Raw genomic sequence first — 24,142 nt, forward strand, 5'->3', positions numbered from 1 at the left:
GTCAGTACCCCGCTCCCCGCCGGCTGCCTCCGCGATAGCCCGCGGCCTCCAGGTCGCGCAGCGTCCGCGCGTGCTCGGTGAAGCCCGCGGTCGACAGGCTGTCCGCGGGCTTGTCGTCGTCGGCGCCCTCGGCGCTCACCAGCGTGGCGCGCCAGAACGGGTTGAGGAAGTTGGGGGGCTCGCGCCAGCCGCCGCCCGACGCCGCCGGGAAGGGGCGGTGGTAGTAGACGATGCCCGCCGACAGCGCCACCTGGTTGCGCTGCACGCTCTCGCGCCCCGTGGGACGCGAGCGCCCGAGCGGGATGGCGTTGTCGAACGCCGTGTCGTTCTCCTGCGAGAAGCGGAAGCGGAAGAACAGGTTCCACGGGTCCGGGTGCTTGCGGCGCTGCTCGCTGCCGTAGTCGCGGTGGAGCACCGAGTACAGCTTCGGCTGGCCGTACTGGTTCGCCTCGCCCCGGTGGAGCTGGTCCACGTTGTAGCTCATGGAGAACGGCCAGATGCCCGGGCACACGACGCAGGCGCCCAGCGTGTGCTGCTCGTACATGGGCTTGCCGTCCTCGGGCGTCTGGCCCGGCGGCGCGCGCACGCCATACACGTGCTGGTCCTCGTGGGTCTGCTCCTCGTCGGACATCACCCACGCGTCCGACACGGGCACCACGCTCGGCGGCGTGTTGACGCACCGGGTGGGCAGCACCGCGTTGCCGTGGTCGTGGCCCCACGAGTTGCGCCCGGACACGGTGTCGTAGGTGGAGGGGTCCATCGCGCCCGCGGAGGCGTAGTGCCGGAAGGCCGTGGACTGGGCCGCGCCGCCCGTGCCGAAGCCCGCGCTGCCGGTGGGCCGGTTGTGCACCCACGTCCACCCCAGGCTGCCCATGGTGGCGTTGAGGCTGGCCGTCGAGCTGCCGCCCACGGCGCACACCGCGCCGCCGCCACAGCGCGCGTCACCGCGCCGGGCCGCGTTCATCAGGTCCTCGTGCTCGGGCACCGCGTCGTCGCCGTTGAGCTCGGCGAAGCTCTTGGCCGCGCCCTCCGGCGTGGCCTGTATCTCCCCGTTCGCCGCGCGGGCGATGCCCAGCGCCAGCTTCTGCCCCTGGATGTGGTCGCGCAGCAGCGACGCGTAGATGTTCAGCCCCGCCCGGTACAGGTTGCCGGCCTGCCCCTGGAGGCTGCGCGTCTGATTGGCCGCCGCCGTGTCGAGCACGTGCCACATGGGCTGCGGGAAGGCCGTCTGGCAGACCGAGTGCGCCGCGAACACCTGGCTGCTGCGGCTGATGAGCGCCTGGGTGCCCGCCATGGCCACCATGTGCGCCACCTGCGCCCGGTTCATCACCGAGATGGCGTTGAAGGTGCGCGCGGTGGCCACCGCCTGGCTGTAGGCCGCCGCGTCGGTCGCCATCTGGAGCTCGATGTTCTCCTTGGCGCGCATGCCGAAGCCGAGCGTCAGGAGCACCATCAGCGCCAGCAGCAGCAGCGTCAGCGCGAACAGGACCAGGGCCTGACCCCGTGACGAAAACTTCACAAGCCGACCGGGCATGCCGCGCCTCGCTGGAAGTTCTGGGCCATGGCGGGCGTCATCATCCGCATCGCCGCATGGACCTGGATGGGGAAGACGAAGTGCCCCTGGTTGCTCCACCGGACCATGCGGTCCCCCAGGTCACCGCCCGGCCACTCGTCGGGGCCGATCTCCACCGGCTCGTCCAACCACCAGTCCGAGCGCTTCTGCGCCGGCATCAGCGGGTTGGTCGCCGTGTAGTTCTTCAAACCGAAGTGGGCCAGGAACATCCGGCTCATCACCCAGTTCGCGAACGGGATGCGCATGTAGTACCAGGCCACCATGCGGATCTCCAACGTGCGCGCGTCCACCCCCGCGTCGTTGGTGGGCTGGTCGAACAGCAGGTCCTCCTGGCGCGCCAGCCCCAGCACCCAGTCTGGATCCGGCGACTCGCGGACGATCTCCACCAGCGGCCCGTCGAAGCGGTCTCCATAGGAGCTGACGACGCGGTACTGGTTGTCGCTGCGCTGCCGGAACGCCCGCGCCAGCGCCGCCGGGCTGTCGGTGCGCGCCACCGTGGGCAGCATCGTCACCATCGCCGCGTGCATCATCGGCAGGCAGTCACCGTGGTTGATGCTGCCCGCCCGCACCGCCCGGTACACCGCCACCTGCGCCAGGATGCGCGCCTGCAGCATCATGAAGAGCTGCAAAGTGCCCAAAACCAGGAATACGACGAGAGGCAGCGTGAGCGCGGCCTCCACGGCGGCCTGGCCGGATTCACGGGGTGTGGGTGCCATGGCGGGGGGAACCATACATCCGCCAAATTCCCCAAATCTTGTTGATTGAGGAATCGGTCATCTGGACCGTATCCAAAATCAACACCCCGTCCCACCGGCCACGACACAGTGCGACATCGAGCACGCGGAAGCTCGACGCATGGCGTCAAGCCTCTCGCGCCCCGAGGTTCTTCTCAGCGGTTGATGACGAAGCCGCAGGCCGAATCCAGGGTCAGCTTCACCCCGGACAGGGCCTTCAGCAGGCGCTCGTAGTGCGAGCGCTCCGCGCCGAGCTGGGCCTCCAGGGCGGAAGCCTCCAGGCCCTGGTGGGAGAGGGACAGGCGCAGGCGCTCCACGGTGGCGTCGCGCTCGGCCTCGAGGGCCTTGCGGGCAGAGGCGGCGAGCTTCGCCAGGGCGGCGTCGGCGGCCTTCTGGCCCACGGGCACGGCGGCGTCGACGAAGGCGCCGAAGCCCGGGAACGCGCGGGAGACCTCGTCCCCCTTGAGCCCCTTGCCCTCCGTCTCCAGCGCGCCGAGCACGGTGGTGTCGGCCTTGGGGCCCTGGGGGCCCTCCACCACGGCGACGTGGACGAGGGTGCGCTCCAGGAAGCGCGCCAGCTGGCGGCTGGGCACGCGCGCGCCGGGGGAGGTGTCCTCCGGCTCCGGCAACTGCGCGTGGTAGAGCAGCTCCACGCCGCGCGCCTTCAGGGGGCCGCGCTTCTCGATGAAGCGGAACGCGCTGCGCCCGTAGGGGCCGTCGCGCAGGAAGCCGAAGAGGGCCTCCACCAGCGGGTGGCCGGTGGCGAAGTACTCCAGCTCCTCCGCCTCCACGGCCGTGTCGCGCCAGAAAGTGCCCAGTTGGGTGCGGTCCTCCATGACGTCGATGCCCGGCAGTCCGTCCACCTTGAGCGCGTGGCCGAACTGGAAGGCCACCTGGAACGCCTCCACCTGCTCGTCGGTGTCCACGCCGATGCCCACGCGCCGGGCCAGCTCCGTGACGGTCTCCTCCAGCCGCTCGTCCAGGTCGCGCGCCACGCCCCACAGCCCGTCCTCCAGGCCGGGCGCGTCGTCGCCGTCCTCGTCGTCGCCGTCGTCGTCCAGGCCCATGCGCTCCTGGGCGCGCTTCACCAGCCGCTCCACCGCGGGCCGGTCGAAGCTGCGCACGTCGAGCAGCGGGTCGTACGCGCGCTTGACCTGCGCGCGCGCCGCCTCCACGCGGGCCTTCAACTCCCCGGCGTACGCCACCCGCGCCTCGCGCGGCAGCAGCGCCAGCTCCCCCAGCCGGTCCTCCACCTCCTCCAGCACCGCGTCCAGGCCACCCACCGTCTCGCCGAAGACGCCCACCGCGTCCGCCAGCAGCGCGAGCACGTCCGAGGCCAGCGTGCCCGCCGGGTCGAAGACGTGGATGTCCACCGGGTGCGTCTGGCCGATGCGGTCCAGGCGGCCGATGCGCTGCTCCACCGTCGCCGGGCTCCAGGGCAAATCGTAGTGGACCAGGTGGTGCGCGAACTGGAAGTTGCGGCCCTCGCCGCCCACCTCCGTGCACAGCAGGACCTTGGGGCCCTCCGGGTCCCGGAAGCGCGCCACCTGCCGGTCGCGCTCCACCAGCGGCAGGTCGCCGTGGTAGCCCAGCGCCTCCACGCCCTCGCGCCCCAGCTCCGCCTGGAGCATCTCCAGCGTGTCGCGGCTCTCCGTGAAGACGAGCACCTTCGCCGCGGGCTCCGCCTTCCACACGCCGCGCAGCACGCCCAGGAAGGCGCCGAACTTCGCGTCGCGCGACGGCAGCCGCAGCACGTCCGCCTGCGCCTTGAGCACCGGGTTGGACTTCACCGCGCCCGCGAAGGCCGCGGGGCTCGACTCCAGCCGGCGCAGCACGTTGCCCAGCGGCGCGCCACGCAACGAGCCGCCCGCCAGCGCCGCCAGCGCCGCGTCGCGCACCTTCAGCTCCTCCGCCGGCAGCGTCACCGGGTGGCGGTGCAGCCGGCGCGTGGAGAAGCCGCCCACCACCGCGCGGCGGTTGCGCACCAGCCGGTCGCTCAGGCTGTACGTCTCCGCCAGGTGCTGCAGCAGCGCCTCCGGCTCCTTCAGCGACTCGAGCCGCGCGTCCCCCGGGAAGCGCTTCGCCAGCGCCTTCACCGCCGCGTCCGGCTTGCCGCCCTCCCTCAGCGCGCGCACCGCGGCGGACAGCTCCTCCTGGCGCGCGAGCCGCTCCTCGAAGCCCTTCACGGACGGCGCGGTGGCCGCGTCGATGAGCGTGAGCAGGCCGTGGTACTCGGCCGGGTCCAGTTGCATGGGCGTGGCGGTGAGCAGCAACAGGCCCCAGGAGTTCCCCGCCAGCACCTGGGCGGCCTCGAAGGCGCGCTCGCCCTTCAGGTGGTGCGCCTCGTCGACGATGACCAGGTCCCAGAACGCGTCGTCCAGGGCCAGCTCGCGGCGGTGCTCCTCGCTGCGCGACAGCAGCTCCAGGCTCGTCACCACCAGCGGGAAGCGCGCCCAGGGCGACACGCCCGGCGCCTCCTTGAGCGACTGCGCGTAGCGGTCCGAGTCCATCAGCGTGAAGAGCTGGTTGAACTTGTGGAACAGCTCCACCAGCCACTGCACCGTCAGGTGGCTGGGCGCCACCACGAGGCAGCGGCGCGCCAGGCCCGACAGGCGCAGCGCGCTGAACACCATGCCCGCTTCAATCGTCTTGCCCAGGCCCACCTCGTCCGCCAGCACGAAGCGCGGCCGGCGCGCGGACAGCACGCGCTGCACCACGCCCACCTGGTGCGGCTTCACCATGATGCGGCTGGCCAGCAGCGCGCCCAGCGCGTCGCAGCGGCGCTCGTCGTCGAGCACCAGCGCCTGCTTGCGCAGGGTGAAGGCGCGCGCGTCACCCACCCGGCCCTCGCGCAGCGTGGACAGCACGTCCGAGCGCGGCGGCAGCGCGCGCACCTCGGACTCCGGCAGCTCGTCCTCCTCGCCCGTGTCCGCGTAGCGCAGCACGTAGCGCCGCAGGCCTCGCGCGCCCGGCTCCTCCGCCATGACGATGGCCAGCCGTCCCTTGTACGTCACCACCGGCTCGCCCCGGGGCAGCGGATACGACACCAGCGCGCCCCCCTTGGTGGAGACCAGCACCGGCGCGTCCTCCCGTGCGGGGAAGGCGACCAGCGCCTTGGCGCCGTCCTCCTGGAGCGACAGCAGGTGACCCACGCCCCATTCGGGCTGTGGGAGGTAGCGGACCTTGAGGCCTTCGACGAGGGACATGGCGGTGCGGAAGCGACCCGGCTGCAACGGGGAATGAGGGGGGTACGCCTCATAACCCCGCGCACCGGTGATGGCCATTCCGTCACCAACTCCCCCAGTCGTCGTCCCGCGCACGTCCAGGCCGCCTTCCAGGCGACGAGGCGTGGTCGCGGACATGACGTTCCGGAGCGTCAACCCCGGCCCTGGGGTGACTCGGACTTTGTCCAGGCGGGCAATGTTCTCGGCCCCTCACATCAGGGATGCTGACCCACGCCTTCCTCATGCGGGTATCCGCTAGGGGATGGGGGGGACTGCCACATGATGCGACGTTGGACGTTCGCCCAGCGAGTGGGGGCGGGAGTGTCCGCATGCATGCTCGCGGGGGCGCTGCTGCTCGCGACGCTCCTGTCCGCCGCGCACGGCCTGCTCACCCAGGCGGAGTCGGTCCGCGCCGCGCTGCCGCAGCTGTTCGCCGGCGGCCTGGGGCTCGCGGGCGTGGGCGCGCTGGGCCTGGTGCTGCACCGGGCGCTGGGGCCGCTGCACGCGCGGCACGAGCACAGCGAGCAGCGGCTGCGGCTGTTGTTGATGGAGGCCGTGACGGACTACGCGCTGTGCTTCCTCGACCGGCACGGCCGCGTCACGGCGTGGAGCGCGGGCGCGGAGCGGCTCACCGGGTGGACCGCCGCGGACGTCGCCGGCGGCGACCTGGAGCGGCTGCACCCCGAGGACGCCGTCGCCGCGGGCATGCCCCGGGCCCACCGCGAGCGCGCCGCGCGCGAGGGGCGCCTGTTGTCCGAGGGCTGGCGCGTGCGGCGCGACGGCACGCGCTTCTGGGCGGAGACGCTGCTCACCGCGCTGCAGGACTCCCGGGGCCGGCTGCGGGGCTTCGCGGAGGTGACACGCGACATCACCGAGCGGCGCCGCGTGGAGCGCGCCCAGGCGCTGTTCGCCGAGGCCGGCCGCGTCCTCCAGCCGCTGTCGGGCGCCCGCGAGGTGGGCGAGGCCCTCACCCGCCTGTGCGTGCCCGAGGTGGCCGACGCCTGCATCCTCTTCCTGCCCTCCGAGGACGGCCGCGTGCGCCCCCAGGCCGTGTCCTGCACGGACCTCCACGCCGCCCACCACATGTGGGAGCCGCTCCTGCGCTGCCCGGACGCGGACGAGGCGGGCCCCGCCCGCGTGGTGGCGACCGGCCGCGGCGAGCTCCTCCCGGAGCTGGACGCCGCGAACCCGCCCCACGCCCTGGCGGACACCGCCTTCGGGGAGCTGCTGCGCGTCATGCACGGCACCTCCGCCCTCACCGTGCCGCTGGCGGTGGGCCCGCGCGTGCTGGGCGCGCTGTGCCTCGTGTCCACCAGCCCGCACCGCCGCTACGGCGAGGTGGACCGCGCCTTCGTGGAGGAGCTGGCCGCGCGCGCCGCGCTCGCCCTGGACAACGCGCGGCTGCTCGCCGAGGCCCAGGACGTGCTGGAGCACGTGGGCGTGGCCGCGCACGACCTGGCCAACCCCTTGAGCTCGCTCCAGCTCCGGCTGCGGCGGCTGCGCGGCCTCCATGACGCGGCCCAGGAGCCCCGCCTGCGCGACGGGCTGGCCGGCGCGGAGGGCGAGGTGCGGCGCATGGGTCGGCTGCTGCACAACCTGCTCGACCTCTCCAGCCTCTCCTCCGGCCACATGCGGCTGGAGCGCGAGGAGGTGGACCTGTCCGCCCTGGTGCGCGAGTCCGCCGAGCGCCACGCCGAGCAGGCCGCCGCCGCCGGCTGCGCCCTCACCGTGCGCGTGCAGGACGGTGTCCGCGGCCACTGGGACAAGCTGCGCCTGGACCGCGTGGTGACCAACCTGCTCAGCAACGCCCTCAAGTTCGGCCACGGCCGCCCGGTGGAGGTGAGCGTCCAGGGCGATGCCGGGCTCGCCCGCGTCACCGTGAAGGACGCCGGCATCGGCATCGCGCCGGAAGACCAGCAGCGGCTCTTCCACCGCTTCCACCGCGTCCACGGCGATGGCCCGCACCACCCCGGCACCGGCCTGGGCCTCTACATCGTCCACCAACTGGTCGCCGCCCACGGCGGCAGCGTCCGGGTCCGGAGCCGAATCGGGGAAGGCGCGGAATTCACCGTCGAACTTCCCCATGCCCTCCAGGGCGAGTCCTGCACGGGCCTACAAGCCACCGCCTAACCCATTGAAATCAGGGCCACTCTAACGGGGAGTTTTCGCTACTTGACGACTCAGGGTGTTTGAGGGCAGCGGCAATTTCTCCCAGAAGTTGAAGACATCTGTTCATTCCAGATATTCTTCGTACGGCTGAAAAATCCCGAACCGGGCAATCCCCGACAACGGATGCGACGGGCCTGCCTCGCCCCCAGGCGACGGGCCACGGAACCCACTGGCCGGGGCGCCAATGCCGGCGCCCGCAACCACACGTACGAGGAGAATCATCCATGGGTGGACTTGGAGCGCCCTGGTCGTGGTGCGAGACGTGTCCGCGAAGCTCGCTTGCCTCCTCCCCAGCCGGGCGGATGAGCGGCTGGCTGGCGGCGCTCGCGGCGGTGCTGGTGGCGTGTGGGGGCTCCGAGGACCCGGCGAACGACGCGCGGCAGGCCCCCGAGGTGGAGACCCCCGCCCTCGAGGAGGGCGGCACCCAGAAGGAGCTGGCGGACGCGTGGGTCGAGAAGGGCGGCGGCAAGCCGGCGACGCCCGTGCCGGTGGGCGTGGCGCTCGAGGTGGACAACGGCGAGGGCATCCCGCTGCGCGTGCGCGCCGGGGGCACCTACTACATCAACCAGATCGACCTCCGCGCCGCGGTGAGCGCCACGTCGGACGCGGGCCTCAAGACGCTGCGCACCCAGAGCGACTTCGCCGGCCTGGGCTGGACGGGCGTCCACCAGGAGGACCAGGAGCCGGTGCTGCTGGGCAGCCCGGGCGCGTTCACGCGCCGGCGCTACTACCGGGACGCCGCCTGGATGAACGTCAACAGCTTCTTCACCGTGGAGCCGGTGGACTCCCGGGGCCGGCTCACGGGCCTGCCCATCCTGCTCAACGTCGGCGGTGAGGACCGCCGCCGCCCGGGCCTGGACTCCTTCTTCGTGCGCCGCCTGCGCGCCATCCAGTCCACGCTGGACTGCGCCTCGCCCAGCGACTGCTCCAACGCGAAGAAGTTCGAGGAGGAGGCGCTGGTCGAGCTGCGCAACGCCTACGACCACGCCCGCATCAACACGTTCAGCCTGCGCCCGGAGACCACCGCCCTGCGCCTGCGCTGGAGCCTCAAGCCCTTCTCCCCGTACACCATCCCCGTGGAGCAGGTGCAGGCCCCCGCCTACGCCTATGGCTTCTCCATGGACATCAAGGCCCTCACGCCCCCCGCCTCCAACGGCACCTACGCGCCCGGGTCTGAAATCACCTTCCAGCTCACCCTGAAGGACGGGGAGGGGCGCAGGCTGCACCCGGCGGGGAGTCTTCCGACCTACAATGAGGTCGCGGCGGGCCTCAACCCGGCGGGCATCGAGTACTATCGGGCCTTCTTCGACCCCACCACCACCTACTACCGGCGCAAGCACCGGGAGCGGATGTTGATGACGCAAATCATCGGGCCGGCGCAGAAGATCCAGCCCATCCGCTCCATCATCCAGCTCGACGACTTCCTCGACCCGAACGTGGATGAACAGGTCGTCGCCACGCAGGAGCGCGACGGCGTCTACGCGCAGTTCGCCACCCTGCCCTTCGCCAACATCCTGTTCCGCGGCGCCTTCTTCCCGGAGGAGAACCTCTGGGACCGTCCCAACACCGACACGTGGACCTACAAGATTCCGCAGAACGCCGAGCCGGGCACGTACCTGGTGACGGTGAAGGGGCGCCGCGTGTACCTGGGCGAGGACCGGCCCGCGTCGAAGACCGTCGAAATCCAGGTGGGCACCAAGAAGCGCACGGAGGCGAAGCTCACCACCGGCCCCTGCAACAGCTGCCACAGCGACGGCGGCGAGCTGGCCACGGTGCTGCACGGCAACGACAACCGCGCCGCGTGCGCCGGCTGCCACGCGCCGCTGAGCTTCGAGCTGGAGGGCCCCATCTTCGTGCGCGTGCACTTCATCCACTCGCGCTCCAACCGCGTGGATTCGCCCCCGGCGAAGTGCTCGTCGTGCCACCTGGAGAAGGCCAGCATCCAGCGCGCCAGCCAGGCCGCGTGCCTGTCGTGTCACAAGAGCTACCCGGCTTCGCACGTGGCGAAGTTCGGCGCGCTCGACAGCATGTACGTGGGCCGCGCGGAGAAGACCGCGTTCGACCAGTGCAACGGCGCCTGCCATACCCAACACCCGGGCAGCGGCCTCTAGCCGCCCGCCCTCCCGACAGACACCTCGGAGGACCTCCATGGCCCAAGTGAAGATGCAGACGGCTCGCACCACGCTGAAGGAGCCGGTTGCCGCCGCGGAGGACCTCCTCAAGCAACTGGGTGGCATCAAGCCCGTGCTGGTGACGATGTTCGCCTCGCGCGAGCGGGACCAGTACGCCCTCAACCGGGCGGTGCGCGAGCGGCTCCCGCCGGGCACGCGCCTGGTGGGCGCCACCACCGCGGGCGAGCTGGACAACGAGGGCATCCACGAGGGCAGCGTGGTGATGGCCGCCCTCTGGGGCGACCTGGAGGTGGGCCTGGGCCTGGGCACGCGCCTGTCGCTCGACGCCATCACCGCCGGGCAGAACGCCATCAAGCGCGCCTGCGAGGAGCTGGGCGTGCGGCAGCAGGACCTGGACCCGCGCCGGTACGTCGGCCTCGTCATCGACGACGGCTTCCGCTACAAGAAGGAGGAGCTGCTGCTGGGCATCCTCGAGCGCAGCCAGACGCTGGTGCTCGTGGGCGGCGGCGCCAGCGACGACAACCGCGACCCGGCGCGTCAGTCCGCGCTCATCCACGTGGACGGCGAGGTGGCGACGGACGCGGTGCTGGTGGCCCTGTTCCGCACCAGCGCCCCCTGGGGCGCGCTGCGCTCGCACTGGTACGTGCCCACCGGGGAGAAGCTCACCATCACCAAGGTGGACGAGAGCCACACCCGCGCGCTGGAAATCGACGGCCGCCCCGCGGCGAAGCGCTACGCCGAAATCCTGGGCGTGGAGAACGTGGCGGACCTGGAGTTCGGCACGCCGCGCGGCTTCGCGGCCCGCCCCACCGCCCTGCGCGTGGGCCGCGAGTACTTCATCCGCGCCGCCTGGCGGCCCCAGGAGGACGGCTCCATCCTCTTCGCCAACCTCCTGGAGGAGGGCACGGAGCTGGAGCTCATGCAGTTGGGGGACATGGCCGGCATGACGCGCCACTTCTTCACGGACGAGCTGCCGCGCCGCGTGCAGAACCCCCAGGCCGCCCTGCTGTTCCACTGTGGCGGCCGCATGTGGTACGCGCATGCGACGAACACGGTGTCCCAGCTCGCGCAGACGCTGAAGGCCGCACCCACCGCCGCTGGGCTCAATGTGCACTTCGAAATCTATTCGGGGTTCCACATCAACACCACGCTGACGACGCTGGTATTCGGGGCGAACTGAGCCATGGCCACCTCCCTCTCCCCCGCGGTCTCCCCCGAGTCCCCCTCGGCCGTGCTGCTCGTGGCGAGCGACCGCGAGTGCCAGCGCGTGGAGGAAGCGCTCGCCCACGCCGGGCTCCACGCCCGCAGCGAGCGCGCCCAGAGCCCGGAGGCGCTCGCCGCCGCGCTCGAGCAGCCCTGGGCGCTCGTCGTCTGCGGTTCGGAGCTGCCCGGCCTGGGCTTCGCCGAGGCGCAGGCCCTGTGGCGCAAGCACGCCCACGAGCTGCCCTTCGTGGTGCTGTCGCCCACGTGGAGCGACGAGACGCTGGAGATCGCCAGCCTCGCCGGCGCGCGCGACTACGTCAGCGAGGACCGCTTCAACCGGCTGGTCCCCATCCTGCGCCGCGAGCTGCCCCTGGCGCTCGACCGCCGCCTCCACGACGCCACCAAGGAGGCGCTGCAGCGCACCAACTGGATACTGGGCAGCATCATCGACGCGCTGCCCTTCGTCCTGTTCGTGAAGGACGCGCAGACGCGCCGGCTGGTGGTGGCCAACCAGACGTTCGCGGACGCGTTCAGCGTCACCAAGGAGTGGCTGCTCGGGAAGCTGGACCACGACTACTTCCCGCCGGAGCAGGCGGAGTCGTTCATCGCCATCGACACCGAAATCCTCTCCAGCAAGAAGATGCGCTCCTTCGAGGAGGTGGCCCGCGCCGGCGGCGTGGACCGCATCTTCGCCACGCGCAAGCTGCCGCTGCTCGACGCCCGCGGGGAGGCCCGCTACGTGCTGGGCGTCACCGAGGACATCACCGAGCGCAAGCAGAACGAGGAGATGCTGCGCGCGTCGAAGGCGGAGCTGGAGGCGGCCAACAAGCAGCTCGCCGCCAGCCTGGAGGAGATCAAACGCACCCGCGCCATCTCCGCCCGCTCGCTGGCGTCCTACCAGCAGCGCGCGCTGCAGATGGAGATCATCCGCCAGCAGAACGAGGACCTGGACCGGCTGGCCCAGGAGCTGGCGGTGGCCAAGCGCAACGAGGAGGAGCGCGCCCGCGAGGCGGAGGCCGCCGCGCGGCTCAAGAGCGAGTTCCTGGCCAACTTCAGCCATGAGATCCGCACCCCGCTCAACGGCATCATCGGCTACTGCGACCTCCTGATGCGCGAGGAGGGCTCGCGGCTGACGGCCCACGGCCGCCGCGACCTCAACGTGGTGAAGACCAACGCCAAGACGCTCCTGGCGCTCATCAACGACATCCTCGACCTGTCGAAGATCGAAGCCGGCCGCGTGGAGGTGGTCACCGAACCCGTCGACGTGCAGGAGCTGGCCGACGAGTGCATGGCCACGGTGAAGGAGTACCTCAAGGGCAAGGACGTGGCCCTCACCACGAACATCGACGCGGCGGCGCGCATGCTGCGCACGGACGCGCTCAAGCTGCGGCAGATCATGCTCAACCTCCTGAGCAACGCCGCCAAGTTCACCGACACCGGCGAGGTGGCGCTGGGCCTGGTGCCCGCCGGCGACGAGGTCATCATCACGGTGGAGGACACCGGCGTGGGCATCCCCGCCGACCAGCTGCCCTTCATCTTCGAGAAGTTCCGCCAGGTGGACGGCTCCACCACGCGCAAGGTGGGCGGCACGGGCCTGGGCCTGGCCATCGTGCGCGAGCTGTCGCGCGTGCTCGGCGGCACCGTGACGGTGACGTCCACCCTGGGCCGCGGCACCACCTTCACCGTGCGGCTGCCCAACACCCTGGACGCGCCGGCCCACGCGGACGGCGGGCACCACGAGCGCGGCGTGCCGGTGGGCGAGGTGGCCCAGCACGTGGGCGCGCTGGCGCAGCCGGGCAGCACGGTGCTGGTGGTGGACGACGATCCGCTCATCCAGCAGCTCGTCACCGGGCAGTTGGAGCCGGCGGGCTTCAAGGTGGTGGTGGCCGAGGACGGCATCGCGGCGCTCAAGCGCGCCCGCGAGCTCAAGCCCCAGGCCATCCTGCTGGACATCCACCTGCCCAAGCTGGACGGCTGGTCCGTGCTCAGCCAGCTCAAGAGCGAGCAGGCGCTGGCGGGCATCCCCGTCATCCTCATCTCCGTGGAGGAGCAGCGCGCGCGGGGCTTCTCCCTGGGCGCGTGCGAGTACCTGGTCAAGCCCGTGGAGCCCGAGCGGCTGGTGGAGGTCGTCCAGCGCTGCCTGGGCCAGGCCACCGCCAGCGGCGGAGGCGTGGGCGAGGTGCTGGTGGTGGACGACGACGCGGCCACGCGCGAGCTGGTCAGCCGCAACCTGCGGCGCGCCGGCTTCTCCACCGCCGAGGCCCGCAGCGGCGAGGACGCGCTGCTCAAGGCGCGCGTGTCCCCGCCGTCGCTCGTGGTGCTGGACCTGATGATGCCCAACCTGGACGGCTTCGAGGTGCTGCGCCGGCTGCGCGCGGAGAAGCTCCAGGTGCCCGTGGTGGTGCTCACCGGAAAGTCCCTCACCCTGGAGGAGGAGTCCCTGCTGCGCGACGGCTTCGCCGGCTTCGTGAAGAAGGGCGGCCACGCGCTCGAGGACGTCATCGCCCAGGCCAAGGGCCTGCTGTTGTCCCAGCGCGCGGCCACCGCGGGCCGGCTGCCGCGCATCCTCTACGTGGAGGACAGTGCCCAGAACCGCGACATCGTCCGTCGCTACCTCGGTGGACAGTTCGAGGTCATCGAGGCGGAGGACGGCGAGCACGGGCTCGAGCGCGCCACGCGCGACAACCCGGACCTCATCTTGATGGACCTCTCGCTTCCCAGACTGGATGGTTGGGAGGCAACACGGCGCTTGCGTGCGCTACCCTCCGTGGCCAACGTGCCGGTCATCGCGGTGACGGCTCATGCGGGGCGGGAGTATCAGGACAAGGCGCACGCGGCGGGCTGCACCGCGTACCTCACCAAGCCCCTTGATCGTGACCAGTTGCTCGAGATGATCCGCAAGCATCTAGGGAGAAGCCATGGTTGAAGAAAAAGCACGCGTCCTGGTGGTGGACGACGACCCGGACCTGCTCGACCTCGTCCAGCGCTCGCTGAGCGCGTACGGGTTCGAGGTGCTGACGCATACCTCGGCGCTCGGCGTGTCCAATCTCGTGAGCCAGTCCGAGCCCGACTTCGTCCTCATCGACGTCAACTTCCCCGCCCTCAAGGGCGACAAGGTCGTCAACCTCGCGCGCCAGTACGCGTCCGCGAAGACGAAGTTCATCCTCTACTCCGCCTCCGACGAGTCCAAGCTGCGCTCGCTCGCCCTCGCCTCCGGCGCGGACGGCTACATCTCCAAGAGCGTCCAGGGCGAGGAGCTCGCCAACCGGCTGCGCAACTTCCGGCTCAAGCCGCGCGCGGCCCCCACGACGTCGACGACCTGACCCACCTGTCTCACCGCGCCCCCGGACCGCTCGTCCGGTCCGGGGCGCAACGCCACCCGTAACAAGTCCTGTCTCACTGCTGGATGTCGTAGCGAGCGCCGTCCCCGCGGTCCCCAACTCGGGCAAGCCTCCTTCGAGCTTCCGACACCGAACGCCCACCTTCCCCTCTGGAGGGCACCACCATGCACACGTCTCACGATTACAGTTATGCGGAAAAGTTGCGGCAAGAGCTGGACGAACCGCTCTTCAACCCGCTGCTGAAGAAATGGGTGGGCCGGGGGGAGCTGGACTACGAGGTCTACCTCAAGACGCCGGAGCTCCTGTCGTTGCAGTCCTCGGAAGGCGAGCGGGTGGCGCACGACGAGCTGATGTTCCAGGTCGTGCACCAGGCGCAGGAGCTGTGGCTGAAGCTCGTCTCGCGCGAGGCGGTGGAGGTGGTGGGTGAGCTGGACCGGGACGCGCTGTGGCGGGCGTCCGCGCGGCTGGAGCGCATGCAGCGCATCCTCCGGTGCCTCGGCTCGGAGATGGGGGTGCTGGAGACGATGACGCCGGACACCTACCAGGTCATCCGGCGCAGCCTGGGCAACGGCAGCGGGCAGGAGTCGCCGGGCTACAACACCCTGCGCAAGGCGGCGGAGGGGCTGGAGGCCGCGCTGGAGCGGCTGCTCGTCCGTCGTTCGCAGACGCTGCGGGGCGTGTACTCCGGCGGGCCGGACGACCTGAAGCGCCTGTGCGAGCAGCTGCTCGACATCGACGAGTCCTTCCAGGGCTGGCTGTACGCGCACTTCCAGCTGGTGCGGCGCACCATCGGCGTGGACCGGTCCGTGAAGGCGCTGGACGGGCTGCCCACGCAGGTGCTCGCCGGCCGCATGACGCTGCCGCTGTTCCGCCAGCTCTGGGACGTGCGCGTGGAGTTGACGCAGGCGTGGAAGCGCGACGGCGGCTACGCGCCCGGCACGCGCCGCGAAGGGTGCATGGAGGGAGCGCTCGGCGCCTTCCCCCCGCCCGCCGCCGCCAGCGGCGGGTGCCCCATGCACCGGGGCGAATCGTGACGGCACCGCCGTCCCCGCCCGCGTCCTCGCCCCGCGCGCTGTTGCACCTGCTGTTCAACGGCGCGCGCGCCATCGACGTGGTGGAGACGTCGTTGGCGCTGGGCCTCCTGGATTCGCTGGAGGCCCCCGGCCCCGTCACCCTGGGCCAGCTCGCCTCGCGGCACGGGCTGGTGCCCACGCGCCTGTACAAGCTGCTCGACTGCCTGGAGAGCCTGGGGCTGGTGCGGCGAGAGCAGGACTCGGACGCGCTGGAGGACACGCGCTACCAGGCGGTGGAGGGACTGGCCGGCGCGGCGCGCGCGGTGCTGGCGCGGGAGAAGGACCGCGACAAGTTCGCGTGGCGCGCGGTGTACGGGCGGCTGCCGGAGGTGCTGCGCGGCCAGCACGGCGTGCCGCCGGAGGACTTCGACTGGCCCCTGCGCACGCCGGAGCAGGTCGCGGACTTCGAGTCGAGCATGGCCGCGGGGCTCCCGCCCATCCTGGAGACGCTGCGCCAGCACGCCGCGCTCCTGTGGCGCGACGGCCTCCGGCTGCTCGACGTGGGCGGCGGCGACGGCTCGCTGGCGGCCCACCTGCTGAAGGAGTTCCCGGGCCTGCGCGTGGACGTCTTCAACCTGCCGGCCACCGCGCCGCTCGTCGAGCGCACGCGCCAGCGCCACGGCCTGCCGCCGGAGCAGCCCGGCTTCGTGGGCGGGGACTTCCTCCAGCAGCCCCTGCCCCGCGGCTACGACGCCCTGGCCTTCGTGCGCGTGCTGCACGACTGGCCCATGCCCACGGCGCGCGCGCTGGTGAAGGCGGCCTTCGACGCGCTGCCGTCCGGAGGCCGCATCCTCATCTGCGAGGAGTTCCGCACGCCGCAGCGCCTGGCCGCGCAGTTCTTCTGGACGTACCTGCTCATCGGCGTGGACACCTGCGCCAGCCGGCTGCGCGAGGTGGAGCTCTACCTGGACGTGCTGCGGGACACGGGCTTCGTCGACGCGCGCGCGCTCCAGGGCGGGCCCTTCGAGCTGGTGACGGCCGTGCGCCCCTGAGCGCGACACGAGGACGCGCGCCGGGCCACGCTCCCGCCCGGGCCCGGCGCACGCCCCGCGCTCAGACGCCCGCCGGCCGCTGGACGCCGAGCTGGCACGCGAGCACCGCCAGCTGCGTGCGGTTCTCCGAGCCGAGCTTCTTGTAGATGCTGGTGATGTGCGCCTTCACGGTGCGCTCGGTGATGTCGAGGCAGGCGGCGATCTTCAGGTTGTCCGCGCCCGCGGCCACGTAGCCCAGCACCTCGCGCTCGCGCGGCGTGAGCAGGCCCAGCTCCACGCCCCCGGAGGGCGACGCCTCCTGCGGCACGAAGCCCTGCGCCGCCGCGCCCCACGACAGCCCGGAGGGCATCAGCCGCTCCCCCCGCGCCACGCGCGTCACCGCCTCCACCACCTCCGCGCAGCCCACGTTGTGCTTCCACAGATAGCCCGCGGCGCCGGCGTGCAGACACTGCTCCACCACCTCCGGCTCGTGGTGGCTCGACAGCACCAGCGGCTTCACCGCGGGGTAGAAGTCGTGCAGGCACCGCAGCGCCGTCAGCCCCGTGTCCGGCCCCTCCGGGTCGCCCGACTCCAGCTTCAGGTCCAGCACCGCCACGTGCGGCGAGCGCTCACGCACCCGCGCGAGGAACGGCGGCGTCTGGGAGCAACGGGCCACCACGTCCATCCCCGCGCTCTCCAACACCAGCACCAGGCTCTCCCGGAAGACCTGCTGGTCTTCCAGGAGGGCGACTCGGATCCGCTCAGGCTCAATCTCAGTCGTCATCGTCATCCTGATGCAATGAGAGCCTCTTGAATTCAGCGAAACGAGTCGCCCATTCCCGACCTTGTTCATCACGCGATGTTCAAGGCTTGTTCATCTCCTGTCCAAGGTGAGCCGGAGGCGAGCGCGCGGCCGCGGCGGCGGAGGCGACGTCGCGCGGATGTCAGACATCGACATCATCGAGCGCGGCATTGGCCGTCTGGTCCACACCTCACCTGCCCGTGCGGGCTCGACCTCCGTCGTCGATACGCACCCCGCCTTGCCGCTCCGAGGATGGCTGGGTTACAGCTCGAGGCATGTCGGATCACCTTTCCGCGGAGAATGAGCTCGAAGCCATCCTCGACAAGGTGAGGAAGGCTCACGGCCCGGACTTCGCCCATGAGCCCCACGCACCGCCGAGACACTCCTGGGCGCTGGAGGGGCTGACGGGCGCGCTGGCGGTGTTGCGAGACGACGCGGTGTTGCTGGTGAACATGCGCTGGCAATCCCTGTCACGGGCGCGCGGCCCCTGGCGACACCTGACGGAGGCCGGGCGCGAGGAGGGGCCCGCGCTGCTGACCTTGCGCAGCGTGGGCGCCGCGGCGGCCCGTCAGCTCGACGGCCTGCCGCACGGCGCCGCGTGCGTGACGCGCTACGGCTACGCGGGCGGGCACCAGCAGTTGGAGGTGCGGGTGTGTCGGCTCGACGCCCCCCCCGCACCGCCGGTGGTGCTGGTGCTGGCGCGGGACGTCACGGAAGAGGCGCGGGCGGAGGAGGTGCTGGAGCGCGAGCGCCGCGCGCTGGCGGAGCGCGAGCACCTGCGCATGCTCAGCGAGCAGGCCTCCGGCATCGCGCACGACCTGGGCAGCCTGCTGGTGGCGATGAAGCTGCGCCTGGAGCTGCTCCAGGCGAACACGTCGTGCGAGTGCGCGCCCACCTCGCACGTGGACACGCTGCTGCGCATCGTCGAGGACGCCACCACGCGGCTGACGCGCCTGCGGGACTACGCGCGCCGCAGGCCCGAGGCCGCCGTGGAGCCGGTGCAGTTGGCGGACGTGGTGCGCGACGCGGTGGAGATCGCCCGGGGCGAGCTGGAGACGCGCGCCTTGCGCGAGGGCCTGTCGCTGCGGCTGGACGTGGCGGTGCCCCGGCTGCCGCTGGTGGAGAGCTCGGCGGCGGACCTGCGCTGCGTCTTCCTCAACCTGCTGCGCAACGCGCGCGACGCCATGCCCCGGGGCGGCACGCTGCGCATCCGGGGGCACGCCCGGAACGGCTTCGCCGTCGTCACCGTGGAGGACGAGGGCACCGGCATCCCCGAGGAGCACCTGCGCTCCATCTTCCAGCCCTTCTTCACCACCAAGGGCCAGCACGGCACCGGCCTGGGGCTGTCCATGGCCAGCGAGGTGGTGACGCGCGCCCGGGGAACCCTCACCGCCGCCAACCGCCCGGAGGGCGGCGCCATCTTCACCCTCTCCCTCCCCGCGCGCTCCAGGCGGACGTCCCGGACCCCCGTCTACAGCTCCGGCTGACCGTCGTGACAGGGCGGGTGACGGGCTACCCAGCCCACTGCACGGGTGAGGCTGTCTCCCTGGAGAACTTCCGGGCGTCCCCCCCTCGGAGGGTGGCGACAGGGGCGGCGCGCTCGGCGATAATCGATGGGCACCATCCGGCCCAGGTGGTGTCATCCGGCGGGTGTCGGTACCCATGGTGCTCGAGGGGGAGGAGTCATGTCGGACATGAAGATCCGCGTGCTGGTGGTGGACGATGACCAGGAGCAGTTGACCCTGGCGGAGCGCTCGCTCTCCTCCTTCGGCTTCGACGTACGCACACACCGCTCGTCGCTCGGCGTCTCCAACCTGGTGCGCACGACGACGCCGGACCTGGTGCTGCTGGACGTGAACATCCCCGCGCTGACGGGGGACCGGGTGCTGACGCTGGCCCGGGCGCAGGCCCCCGCCGGGACGCGCTTCATCCTCTTCTCCGCCTCGGACGAGTCGCAGCTGCGGGCGCTGGCGCTGGCCTCCGGCGCGGACGGCTACATCACCAAGAGCACGCAGGGCGAGGAGCTGGCGAAGAAGCTGCACGCCATCCACGCCAAGGGCCGCGCCGCCACGGCGGCCTCCTAGCGGGCCCGGGGGCCGCGCTCGGCCCCCACGCGGCCTTCAGCCCAGGCGCTCCGCCATCTCCAGGAAGACGCCGCGGAAGTCGCCGTGCGCGCCGATGAGGCGCAGGTTCTGGGCGAGCCCGCCGGTGGAGCGGAAGAACATCACCGCCTCCGGGGGCGGCTTTATCTTGAGGAAGCGCGGCGCGTGGCGCGTGAAGTGCCCGCGCATGTCGCGGGGGATTTCGCACGACGCGTAGTCGTAGGGCGACAGGCGCATGGGCCGCCCGGCGATGTGGAGCACCTCGCGGATGAGCTCCGCGGCCTCCTCGTCCGGCAGCTCCACGGTGAAGCCCACCTCGCGGCTCAGGGGCAGCACGTCGACGGTCTCCAGCCGCATGGCCTGCTGGAACATGCGCCGGTTGGCGGCGACGAAGCGCGGGCTGAAGCGCTTGATGGAGCCGAAGTCCAACAGGCCCAGCCGGCCGTCCGGCATGACGAGGAAGTTGCCCGGGTGCGGGTCCGCGTGGATTTCACCCGCGCCGAAGAACGGGCCATACGTCGCGCGGATGAGCTGGCGCGACACGCGGAAGCGCTCGTCGTTGGACGCGCCGGTGACGACCCAGTCCTTCAGGGTGGGCCCCTCCAGCAGCTCCAGCGTGAGCACGCGCCCGGTGCTGTGGCTGGCGATGACGGCGGGCACGTACAGGTCCTCCAGCGAGGCCACGCTGCGCGCGAAGCCCTCCGCCAGCGAGGCCTCGCGGCGGTAGTCCAGCTCCAGCAGCAGCTCGTCGCGGAACTCCTGGAAGTACGCCGAGCCGTCCATCAGCCGCGACGCCTTGCCCACCGTCTTCACCACCATGCCCAGGTTCTCCATGTCGTGGGCCATGGAGTCGGCGATGCCGGGGTATTGCACCTTCACCGCCACGGGCCGGCCGTCCGGCAGCACCGCGCGGTGGACCTGGCCCAGCGACGCGGCGGCGAGCGGCTCGCGGCTGAACTCCCGGAAGGCGTCCTCGGGCGCGGCGCCCAGCTCCTGGCGCACCACGCGGGCGACCATGTCGTAGGACATGGCGGGGGCCTGGTTCTGCAGGCGCGCGAGCACCTGGCGCACCTCCGGGGTGAGCAGGTCCGGGTCCATGGAGAGGGCCTGTCCCAGCTTCATGGCCGCGCCCTTGAGCTCGCCCAGGGTGGAGACCAGCTTCTCCGCGGCCCCCTTGCTGAGCAGGTCCGGCGTGCCACCGGCCAGGCGCTTCGCGCCGCTCTTGAGCACGTCCGCGCCCACCTGCATGGACAGGCCGGCGAGCTTGCGCATCCGGGTGAAGCGTCCCTGGGGGGGAAGGGTGTCGTCGGAGTCGGAGGCCATGGGTACCCGAGGAGGATTAACGAGGAGCCTCCTCCAGGACGCAAGGTACACCTCCCGGCCCCACATGGCCGGCCGCCGGGCTACCGGGGCGTGGGGGTGTTGCGCAGCCGCGCTCGGAGGGCACGCCAGCGCTTGAGCCCATCCAGGTCCAGCGGGTCCATGCGCACCGCCTGCTCGTAGGCGGCGAGCGCCTCCTGCAGCCGGCCCACGGACGACAGCGCGTCTCCCGACAGCCGCTGCACCGCCGCCCGGCCGTCCCGCCCCGGGTTCTCCGCGAGGAAGCGGCGGCGGCAGTTCTCCAGCGCCGTCACGGTGAGGCCCGCGGCGAGGCAGCGCTCCACCCCCTCCACGTTCCCCAGCCGCGCGTCGTACTCCACCCGGCGCTCCACGTGCCCCAGCACGTGCAGGGCGCCCGTCACCCGCTCCAGCACCCGCTCGAGCTGGGCGCGCTGCCCCAGCGACAGGGAGCGGGTCTTGAGGGGCTCCAGCGCCGCGCGGGCCCGGCTGGCGCCCGTGCGCACCATCTCCAGCGTGGCGTCGCGGGGCACCTCCAGCACCACGTAGTGGTCACCGGAGAGCCGCGCGCGGAAGCCCTGGAGCACCCGCTCCGCCACCGCGTCCTCCTGCATGGGGGACGGCGGCGGCGTGGGCGGCTCCAGCCGCACCCCCGACTTCAGGCGCGCCAGCGCCTCCTGGAAGGCCGGCGACGTGTCGCGCAGTTGCACGCCGAAGCCCGGGGACATGCGCCACGCGCGCGCCTGCTCCGGCGTGACGTGCCGCACCACCTGGCCGGTGCAGGCCAGCTCGCCTCCGGGGAGCCGCAGCAACAGGCCCACGTCCGACAGCAGCGGCGGGGGGGGCGTCTCCGTGTGCAGGAAGAGGCCGGCGCGGCCCACCCACTCGCAGCGCAGCTCGTGCGAGTGCGGCGCGCCGGCGACGCGCACCCGGGCCATGAAGCCGGGGTCGACGGGCTCCGGCTCCGGCGCGAGCGCGGTGGCCAGCGCCGCGCGCAGGTCCGCGGCCTGGGCGAAGCGGTCCTCGGGGCGCTTGGCCAGCGCGCGCAGCAGCACGCGCGACAGCGCCGGGGGCACGCCCGGGCGCACCTCGTGGGGCGGGGGCGGCGGCTTCTGGAGGTGCCCGATGAGCACCTCCGCCGCGGTCCGCCCGGTGAAGGGCACGCGCCCGGTGAGCAGGTAGTAGCCCAGCACGCCCACCGCGTAGATGTCCGTGCGCGCGTCCACCGTGTCGTCGCCGCACTGCTCGGGCGCCATGAACTCCGGCGTGCCCAGCAGCACGCCCACCTCGGTGGTGTGCAGCCCCGCCGGACGCGACAGCAGCTTGGCGATGCCGAAGTCCAACAGCTTCACCCGCAGCCGGCCTTGCGGCCCGGGCACCAGGAAGACGTTGGCCGGCTTGAGGTCGCGGTGGACGATGCCGTGCGCGTGCGCGGCGCCCAGCGCGTCACACACCTGCGAGAGCAGCTCCACCACCACCGACGGCGCCAGCGGCCCCTTGGCGAAGGCCGCCAGGTTCTGCCCCTCCAGGTACTCCATGACGAGGTAGGGGCGCCCGTCGCGCGTGTCCAGGTCGTACAGCGCGACCACGTTCTCGTGCTGCACCACCGTCAGCGTGCGCGCCTCCGACAGGAAGCGGGCGACGAGGTCCGGGTCCTGCGCCAGGTGCGCGTGCAGCACCTTGATGGCCACGCGCTTCTGGATGAGGGCGTGCTCGGCCAGCATCACCGTGCCCATGCCCCCGCGGCCCAGCTCCTTGAGCAGCTTGAAGTGGCCCAGTTGCTGCCCCACCAGCGACCCCGTGGCCGCGGGCGGCGGCGTGGGCGCGGGCGTGACCACGCCCATCATCGGCGGCGGCGTCCCCGCGTACAGCATCGTGGGCGGCGGCGTCCCCGCGTACAGCATCGTGTTCCCCTCCGCGGGCGTGTTGCGCTCCACGGGCGTGTTCCGGTGCGGACGCACCCACGTCGGGCACTCACTCGGATCAGAGTGAGGAGGAACACAGGAGCAGATGACGTTGGGGACGAACACGGGGAATGGAGAGGAGGCGGGTACAGGGGTCGGTGCGGACTGCTTTGCGAGCCTTGTGCCACCCGCGCATTCAAATCCGTGATTCACGGACCTTCACGCGAAGGTGTTGAAGTGCTTCAGGTTCCGGACAGTGACGAGGAGCTTCAGACCTCCGGGTCGAAAGTGTCCCCCGTTCCTCCCGGCATAAACTACAGCCATTTGGTTGAAAACATTACCGCCTGACTCTCTCTCGCGGAGGTCGCTTCGGGGATTCCTTTGTAGTCCGTCACGCTTCACGGTTTTCCCCGAGTCATGCGTCGTTCTCAGCCCATCCGCCCGTCGACACCGCCCTACGTGTAGACGCATGAGGTCGGGATTCTTGAAGGAAACACGTGACGCGCGGCGACGGGGAAGGTGGCGGAGGGGTGCCGGGGCACGGCCGCGCGTCGCGGAGGATCATCCCGCGCGGGGGGGATGAGACATCCGCCGGAGGTGCCATGGGCCTGGGCGGCCCCGACGCGCTTCCAGCGGGGGCCACCCGGAGGGGCACCCTGCCTCGGCCCGGCTCACGCCCGGGCTTGCGACAGGACACCCCTCCGGATGGCATGACGAACGCGGCTCCCCGCGCGCTCACGGACGGCCCGCGCGCGTACCCTCCGCGAGGACACCTCGCGTCCGGGTCATCCGCTCACGCGGGCCCTGGACGCGGTTCTGGTCCCCGCGGAGGACCGCGAAGCTTCAGTTGATCTCCGGCTCGCAGAAGCCCTCGGCCGAGCACCCGAGGCCGTTGCAGCACACGACGCTCTCGTCGCACGCGGCATCGACGGGCGCGCACGTGCCGCCGCCGCCGTCCGACCCGCCGCTGCCGCCGTCCGACCCGCCGCTGCCGCCGTCCGCCTCGCCCTCGCAGGCACCGAGGAGGTCACCGTGCTTCTCATGGGCCTTCACGGCCGCTACGCCCACGGAGATCGTATGTGCGTTGGCGGGGTTGCCCGGCGGGATGTGACACAGCGTGACCTCGAGCTGGTCCACGACGCCACCCTCGGACGCCTCGCCCTTGTTGCCTTCATTGCCGGTGGGAGTTCCATCGGTGGAGGGGGCCGCCTCCAATCCGTCCGTCGCCGGCTCGCGCCCGTCGGCTCCAGGAGAGCCACCACACGCGCCCATCAGCAGCGCGCACAGCGCCAGCGTCAACGAGGAAACAACCACGCGGTTCGGACTTCGCATGAACATTCTCCAGTTTCGGGTGTACGGGTGGCGAGTGTCCCGAGAGCGCCCAGACACCGTGCGCTCGCCGCGAGGAGTCCCTCCACGACCTGAGACACGTCACATGTCTCGAGTGCGAACTGGAGCCCGTCTCATCCGGCCCCTCCAGCACCTCCTCGAGCACCGCCACCACGCGCTGAAGACCCAAGCCCCTCGCTCGCGGCCACCGACTCACTGGGGTGACACGTCATTTGGCGGACGAGCA

The 24,142-nt window shown here is 71.8% G+C and carries 16 protein-coding genes; 9 read left to right on the plus strand and 7 right to left on the minus strand.

Annotated features, from left to right (window positions below; all coding sequences use genetic code 11):
- Position 1: 1 nt before the first annotated feature.
- The 3 genes from LZ198_RS18685 to LZ198_RS18695 form a co-directional block, all read right to left on the minus strand.
- Positions 2 to 1,534, minus strand: coding sequence for a pilus assembly protein (locus LZ198_RS18685; RefSeq protein ID WP_253973358.1), 1,533 nt, complete (start codon positions 1,532 to 1,534; stop codon positions 2 to 4).
- Positions 1,516 to 2,289: a TadE/TadG family type IV pilus assembly protein gene (locus LZ198_RS18690; protein WP_253973359.1), complete on the minus strand. Its 774-nt coding sequence runs from the start codon at positions 2,287 to 2,289 to the stop codon at positions 1,516 to 1,518. Before LZ198_RS18690 ends, LZ198_RS18685 begins: the two co-directional genes overlap by 19 nt.
- A gap of 173 nt (positions 2,290 to 2,462) precedes the next feature.
- Positions 2,463 to 5,513 carry a helicase-related protein gene (locus LZ198_RS18695; RefSeq protein ID WP_253973360.1) on the minus strand — a complete coding sequence of 1,017 codons (3,051 nt, stop codon included), beginning with the start codon at positions 5,511 to 5,513 and terminating at the stop codon, positions 2,463 to 2,465.
- Positions 5,514 to 5,810: 297 nt separating this feature from the next.
- On the opposite strand from LZ198_RS18695, the gene LZ198_RS18700 reads away from it, so the two are divergent.
- The 7 genes from LZ198_RS18700 to LZ198_RS18730 all read left to right on the plus strand — a co-directional run bounded on the left by LZ198_RS18700 (position 5,811) and on the right by LZ198_RS18730 (position 16,441).
- Positions 5,811 to 7,661 carry a sensor histidine kinase gene (locus tag LZ198_RS18700; protein ID WP_253973361.1) on the plus strand — a complete coding sequence of 617 codons (1,851 nt, stop codon included), beginning with the start codon at positions 5,811 to 5,813 and terminating at the stop codon, positions 7,659 to 7,661.
- Positions 7,662 to 8,002: 341 nt separating this feature from the next.
- Positions 8,003 to 9,811, plus strand: coding sequence for a cytochrome c3 family protein (locus tag LZ198_RS18705; protein WP_253973362.1), 1,809 nt, complete (start codon positions 8,003 to 8,005; stop codon positions 9,809 to 9,811).
- 37 nt (positions 9,812 to 9,848) lie between these two features.
- The gene (locus tag LZ198_RS18710; protein ID WP_253973363.1) at positions 9,849 to 11,012 is read left to right on the plus strand and encodes an FIST signal transduction protein; all 1,164 of its coding nucleotides are present in this window, start codon (positions 9,849 to 9,851) and stop codon (positions 11,010 to 11,012) included.
- Between the two features lie 3 nt (positions 11,013 to 11,015).
- Positions 11,016 to 13,961, plus strand: a complete 2,946-nt coding sequence (locus LZ198_RS18715) for a response regulator (protein WP_253973364.1) — start codon at positions 11,016 to 11,018, stop codon at positions 13,959 to 13,961.
- Positions 13,954 to 14,358, plus strand: coding sequence for a response regulator (locus tag LZ198_RS18720; RefSeq protein ID WP_253973365.1), 405 nt, complete (start codon positions 13,954 to 13,956; stop codon positions 14,356 to 14,358). The genes LZ198_RS18715 and LZ198_RS18720 overlap by 8 nt, the downstream gene beginning before the upstream one ends.
- Positions 14,359 to 14,540: 182 nt before the next feature.
- Positions 14,541 to 15,410, plus strand: coding sequence for a tryptophan 2,3-dioxygenase family protein (locus tag LZ198_RS18725; protein ID WP_253973366.1), 870 nt, complete (start codon positions 14,541 to 14,543; stop codon positions 15,408 to 15,410).
- The gene (locus tag LZ198_RS18730; RefSeq protein WP_253973367.1) at positions 15,407 to 16,441 is read left to right on the plus strand and encodes a methyltransferase; all 1,035 of its coding nucleotides are present in this window, start codon (positions 15,407 to 15,409) and stop codon (positions 16,439 to 16,441) included. The genes LZ198_RS18725 and LZ198_RS18730 overlap by 4 nt, the downstream gene beginning before the upstream one ends.
- Positions 16,442 to 16,502: 61 nt before the next feature.
- Here LZ198_RS18730 and LZ198_RS18735 read toward each other — a convergent pair whose 3' ends face one another.
- Complete coding sequence (locus tag LZ198_RS18735; RefSeq protein ID WP_253973368.1) at positions 16,503 to 17,204, minus strand: response regulator transcription factor; 702 nt, start codon at positions 17,202 to 17,204, stop codon at positions 16,503 to 16,505.
- Between the two features lie 293 nt (positions 17,205 to 17,497).
- On the opposite strand from LZ198_RS18735, the gene LZ198_RS18740 reads away from it, so the two are divergent.
- A complete protein-coding gene (locus LZ198_RS18740) occupies positions 17,498 to 18,709 on the plus strand; it encodes a sensor histidine kinase (protein WP_253973369.1) in 1,212 nt (403 codons plus the stop codon).
- 198 nt (positions 18,710 to 18,907) lie between these two features.
- The gene (locus LZ198_RS18745) at positions 18,908 to 19,306 is read left to right on the plus strand and encodes a response regulator (protein ID WP_234066178.1); all 399 of its coding nucleotides are present in this window, start codon (positions 18,908 to 18,910) and stop codon (positions 19,304 to 19,306) included.
- Between the two features lie 36 nt (positions 19,307 to 19,342).
- Here LZ198_RS18745 and LZ198_RS18750 read toward each other — a convergent pair whose 3' ends face one another.
- From LZ198_RS18750 to LZ198_RS18760, 3 genes are all read right to left on the minus strand, one after another.
- A complete protein-coding gene (locus LZ198_RS18750) occupies positions 19,343 to 20,647 on the minus strand; it encodes an ABC1 kinase family protein (protein ID WP_253973370.1) in 1,305 nt (434 codons plus the stop codon).
- An 80-nt stretch (positions 20,648 to 20,727) separates the two neighbouring features.
- Positions 20,728 to 22,623 carry a protein kinase domain-containing protein gene (locus tag LZ198_RS18755; protein ID WP_253973371.1) on the minus strand — a complete coding sequence of 632 codons (1,896 nt, stop codon included), beginning with the start codon at positions 22,621 to 22,623 and terminating at the stop codon, positions 20,728 to 20,730.
- 786 nt (positions 22,624 to 23,409) lie between these two features.
- Positions 23,410 to 23,898 carry a hypothetical protein gene (locus LZ198_RS18760; protein ID WP_253973372.1) on the minus strand — a complete coding sequence of 163 codons (489 nt, stop codon included), beginning with the start codon at positions 23,896 to 23,898 and terminating at the stop codon, positions 23,410 to 23,412.
- Positions 23,899 to 24,142 lie beyond the last annotated feature (244 nt).

The organism is Myxococcus dinghuensis, from assembly GCF_024198235.1.
Taxonomy (GTDB): domain Bacteria; phylum Myxococcota; class Myxococcia; order Myxococcales; family Myxococcaceae; genus Myxococcus; species Myxococcus dinghuensis.

What these genes read in the sequence shown, in the direction of transcription:
- LZ198_RS18685 (WP_253973358.1), bottom strand. Translation starts at nt 1,534, where the DNA reads ATGCCCGGTCGGCTTGTGAAGTTTTCGTCACGGGGTCAGGCCCTGGTC.
- LZ198_RS18690 (WP_253973359.1), bottom strand. Translation starts at nt 2,289, where the DNA reads ATGGCACCCACACCCCGTGAATCCGGCCAGGCCGCCGTGGAGGCCGCG.
- LZ198_RS18695 (WP_253973360.1), bottom strand. Translation starts at nt 5,513, where the DNA reads ATGTCCCTCGTCGAAGGCCTCAAGGTCCGCTACCTCCCACAGCCCGAA.
- LZ198_RS18700 (WP_253973361.1), top strand. Translation starts at nt 5,811, where the DNA reads ATGATGCGACGTTGGACGTTCGCCCAGCGAGTGGGGGCGGGAGTGTCC.
- LZ198_RS18705 (WP_253973362.1), top strand. Translation starts at nt 8,003, where the DNA reads ATGAGCGGCTGGCTGGCGGCGCTCGCGGCGGTGCTGGTGGCGTGTGGG.
- LZ198_RS18710 (WP_253973363.1), top strand. Translation starts at nt 9,849, where the DNA reads ATGGCCCAAGTGAAGATGCAGACGGCTCGCACCACGCTGAAGGAGCCG.
- LZ198_RS18715 (WP_253973364.1), top strand. Translation starts at nt 11,016, where the DNA reads ATGGCCACCTCCCTCTCCCCCGCGGTCTCCCCCGAGTCCCCCTCGGCC.
- LZ198_RS18720 (WP_253973365.1), top strand. Translation starts at nt 13,954, where the DNA reads ATGGTTGAAGAAAAAGCACGCGTCCTGGTGGTGGACGACGACCCGGAC.
- LZ198_RS18725 (WP_253973366.1), top strand. Translation starts at nt 14,541, where the DNA reads ATGCACACGTCTCACGATTACAGTTATGCGGAAAAGTTGCGGCAAGAG.
- LZ198_RS18735 (WP_253973368.1), bottom strand. Translation starts at nt 17,204, where the DNA reads ATGACGACTGAGATTGAGCCTGAGCGGATCCGAGTCGCCCTCCTGGAA.
- LZ198_RS18740 (WP_253973369.1), top strand. Translation starts at nt 17,498, where the DNA reads ATGTCGGATCACCTTTCCGCGGAGAATGAGCTCGAAGCCATCCTCGAC.
- LZ198_RS18745 (WP_234066178.1), top strand. Translation starts at nt 18,908, where the DNA reads ATGTCGGACATGAAGATCCGCGTGCTGGTGGTGGACGATGACCAGGAG.
- LZ198_RS18750 (WP_253973370.1), bottom strand. Translation starts at nt 20,647, where the DNA reads ATGGCCTCCGACTCCGACGACACCCTTCCCCCCCAGGGACGCTTCACC.
- LZ198_RS18760 (WP_253973372.1), bottom strand. Translation starts at nt 23,898, where the DNA reads ATGCGAAGTCCGAACCGCGTGGTTGTTTCCTCGTTGACGCTGGCGCTG.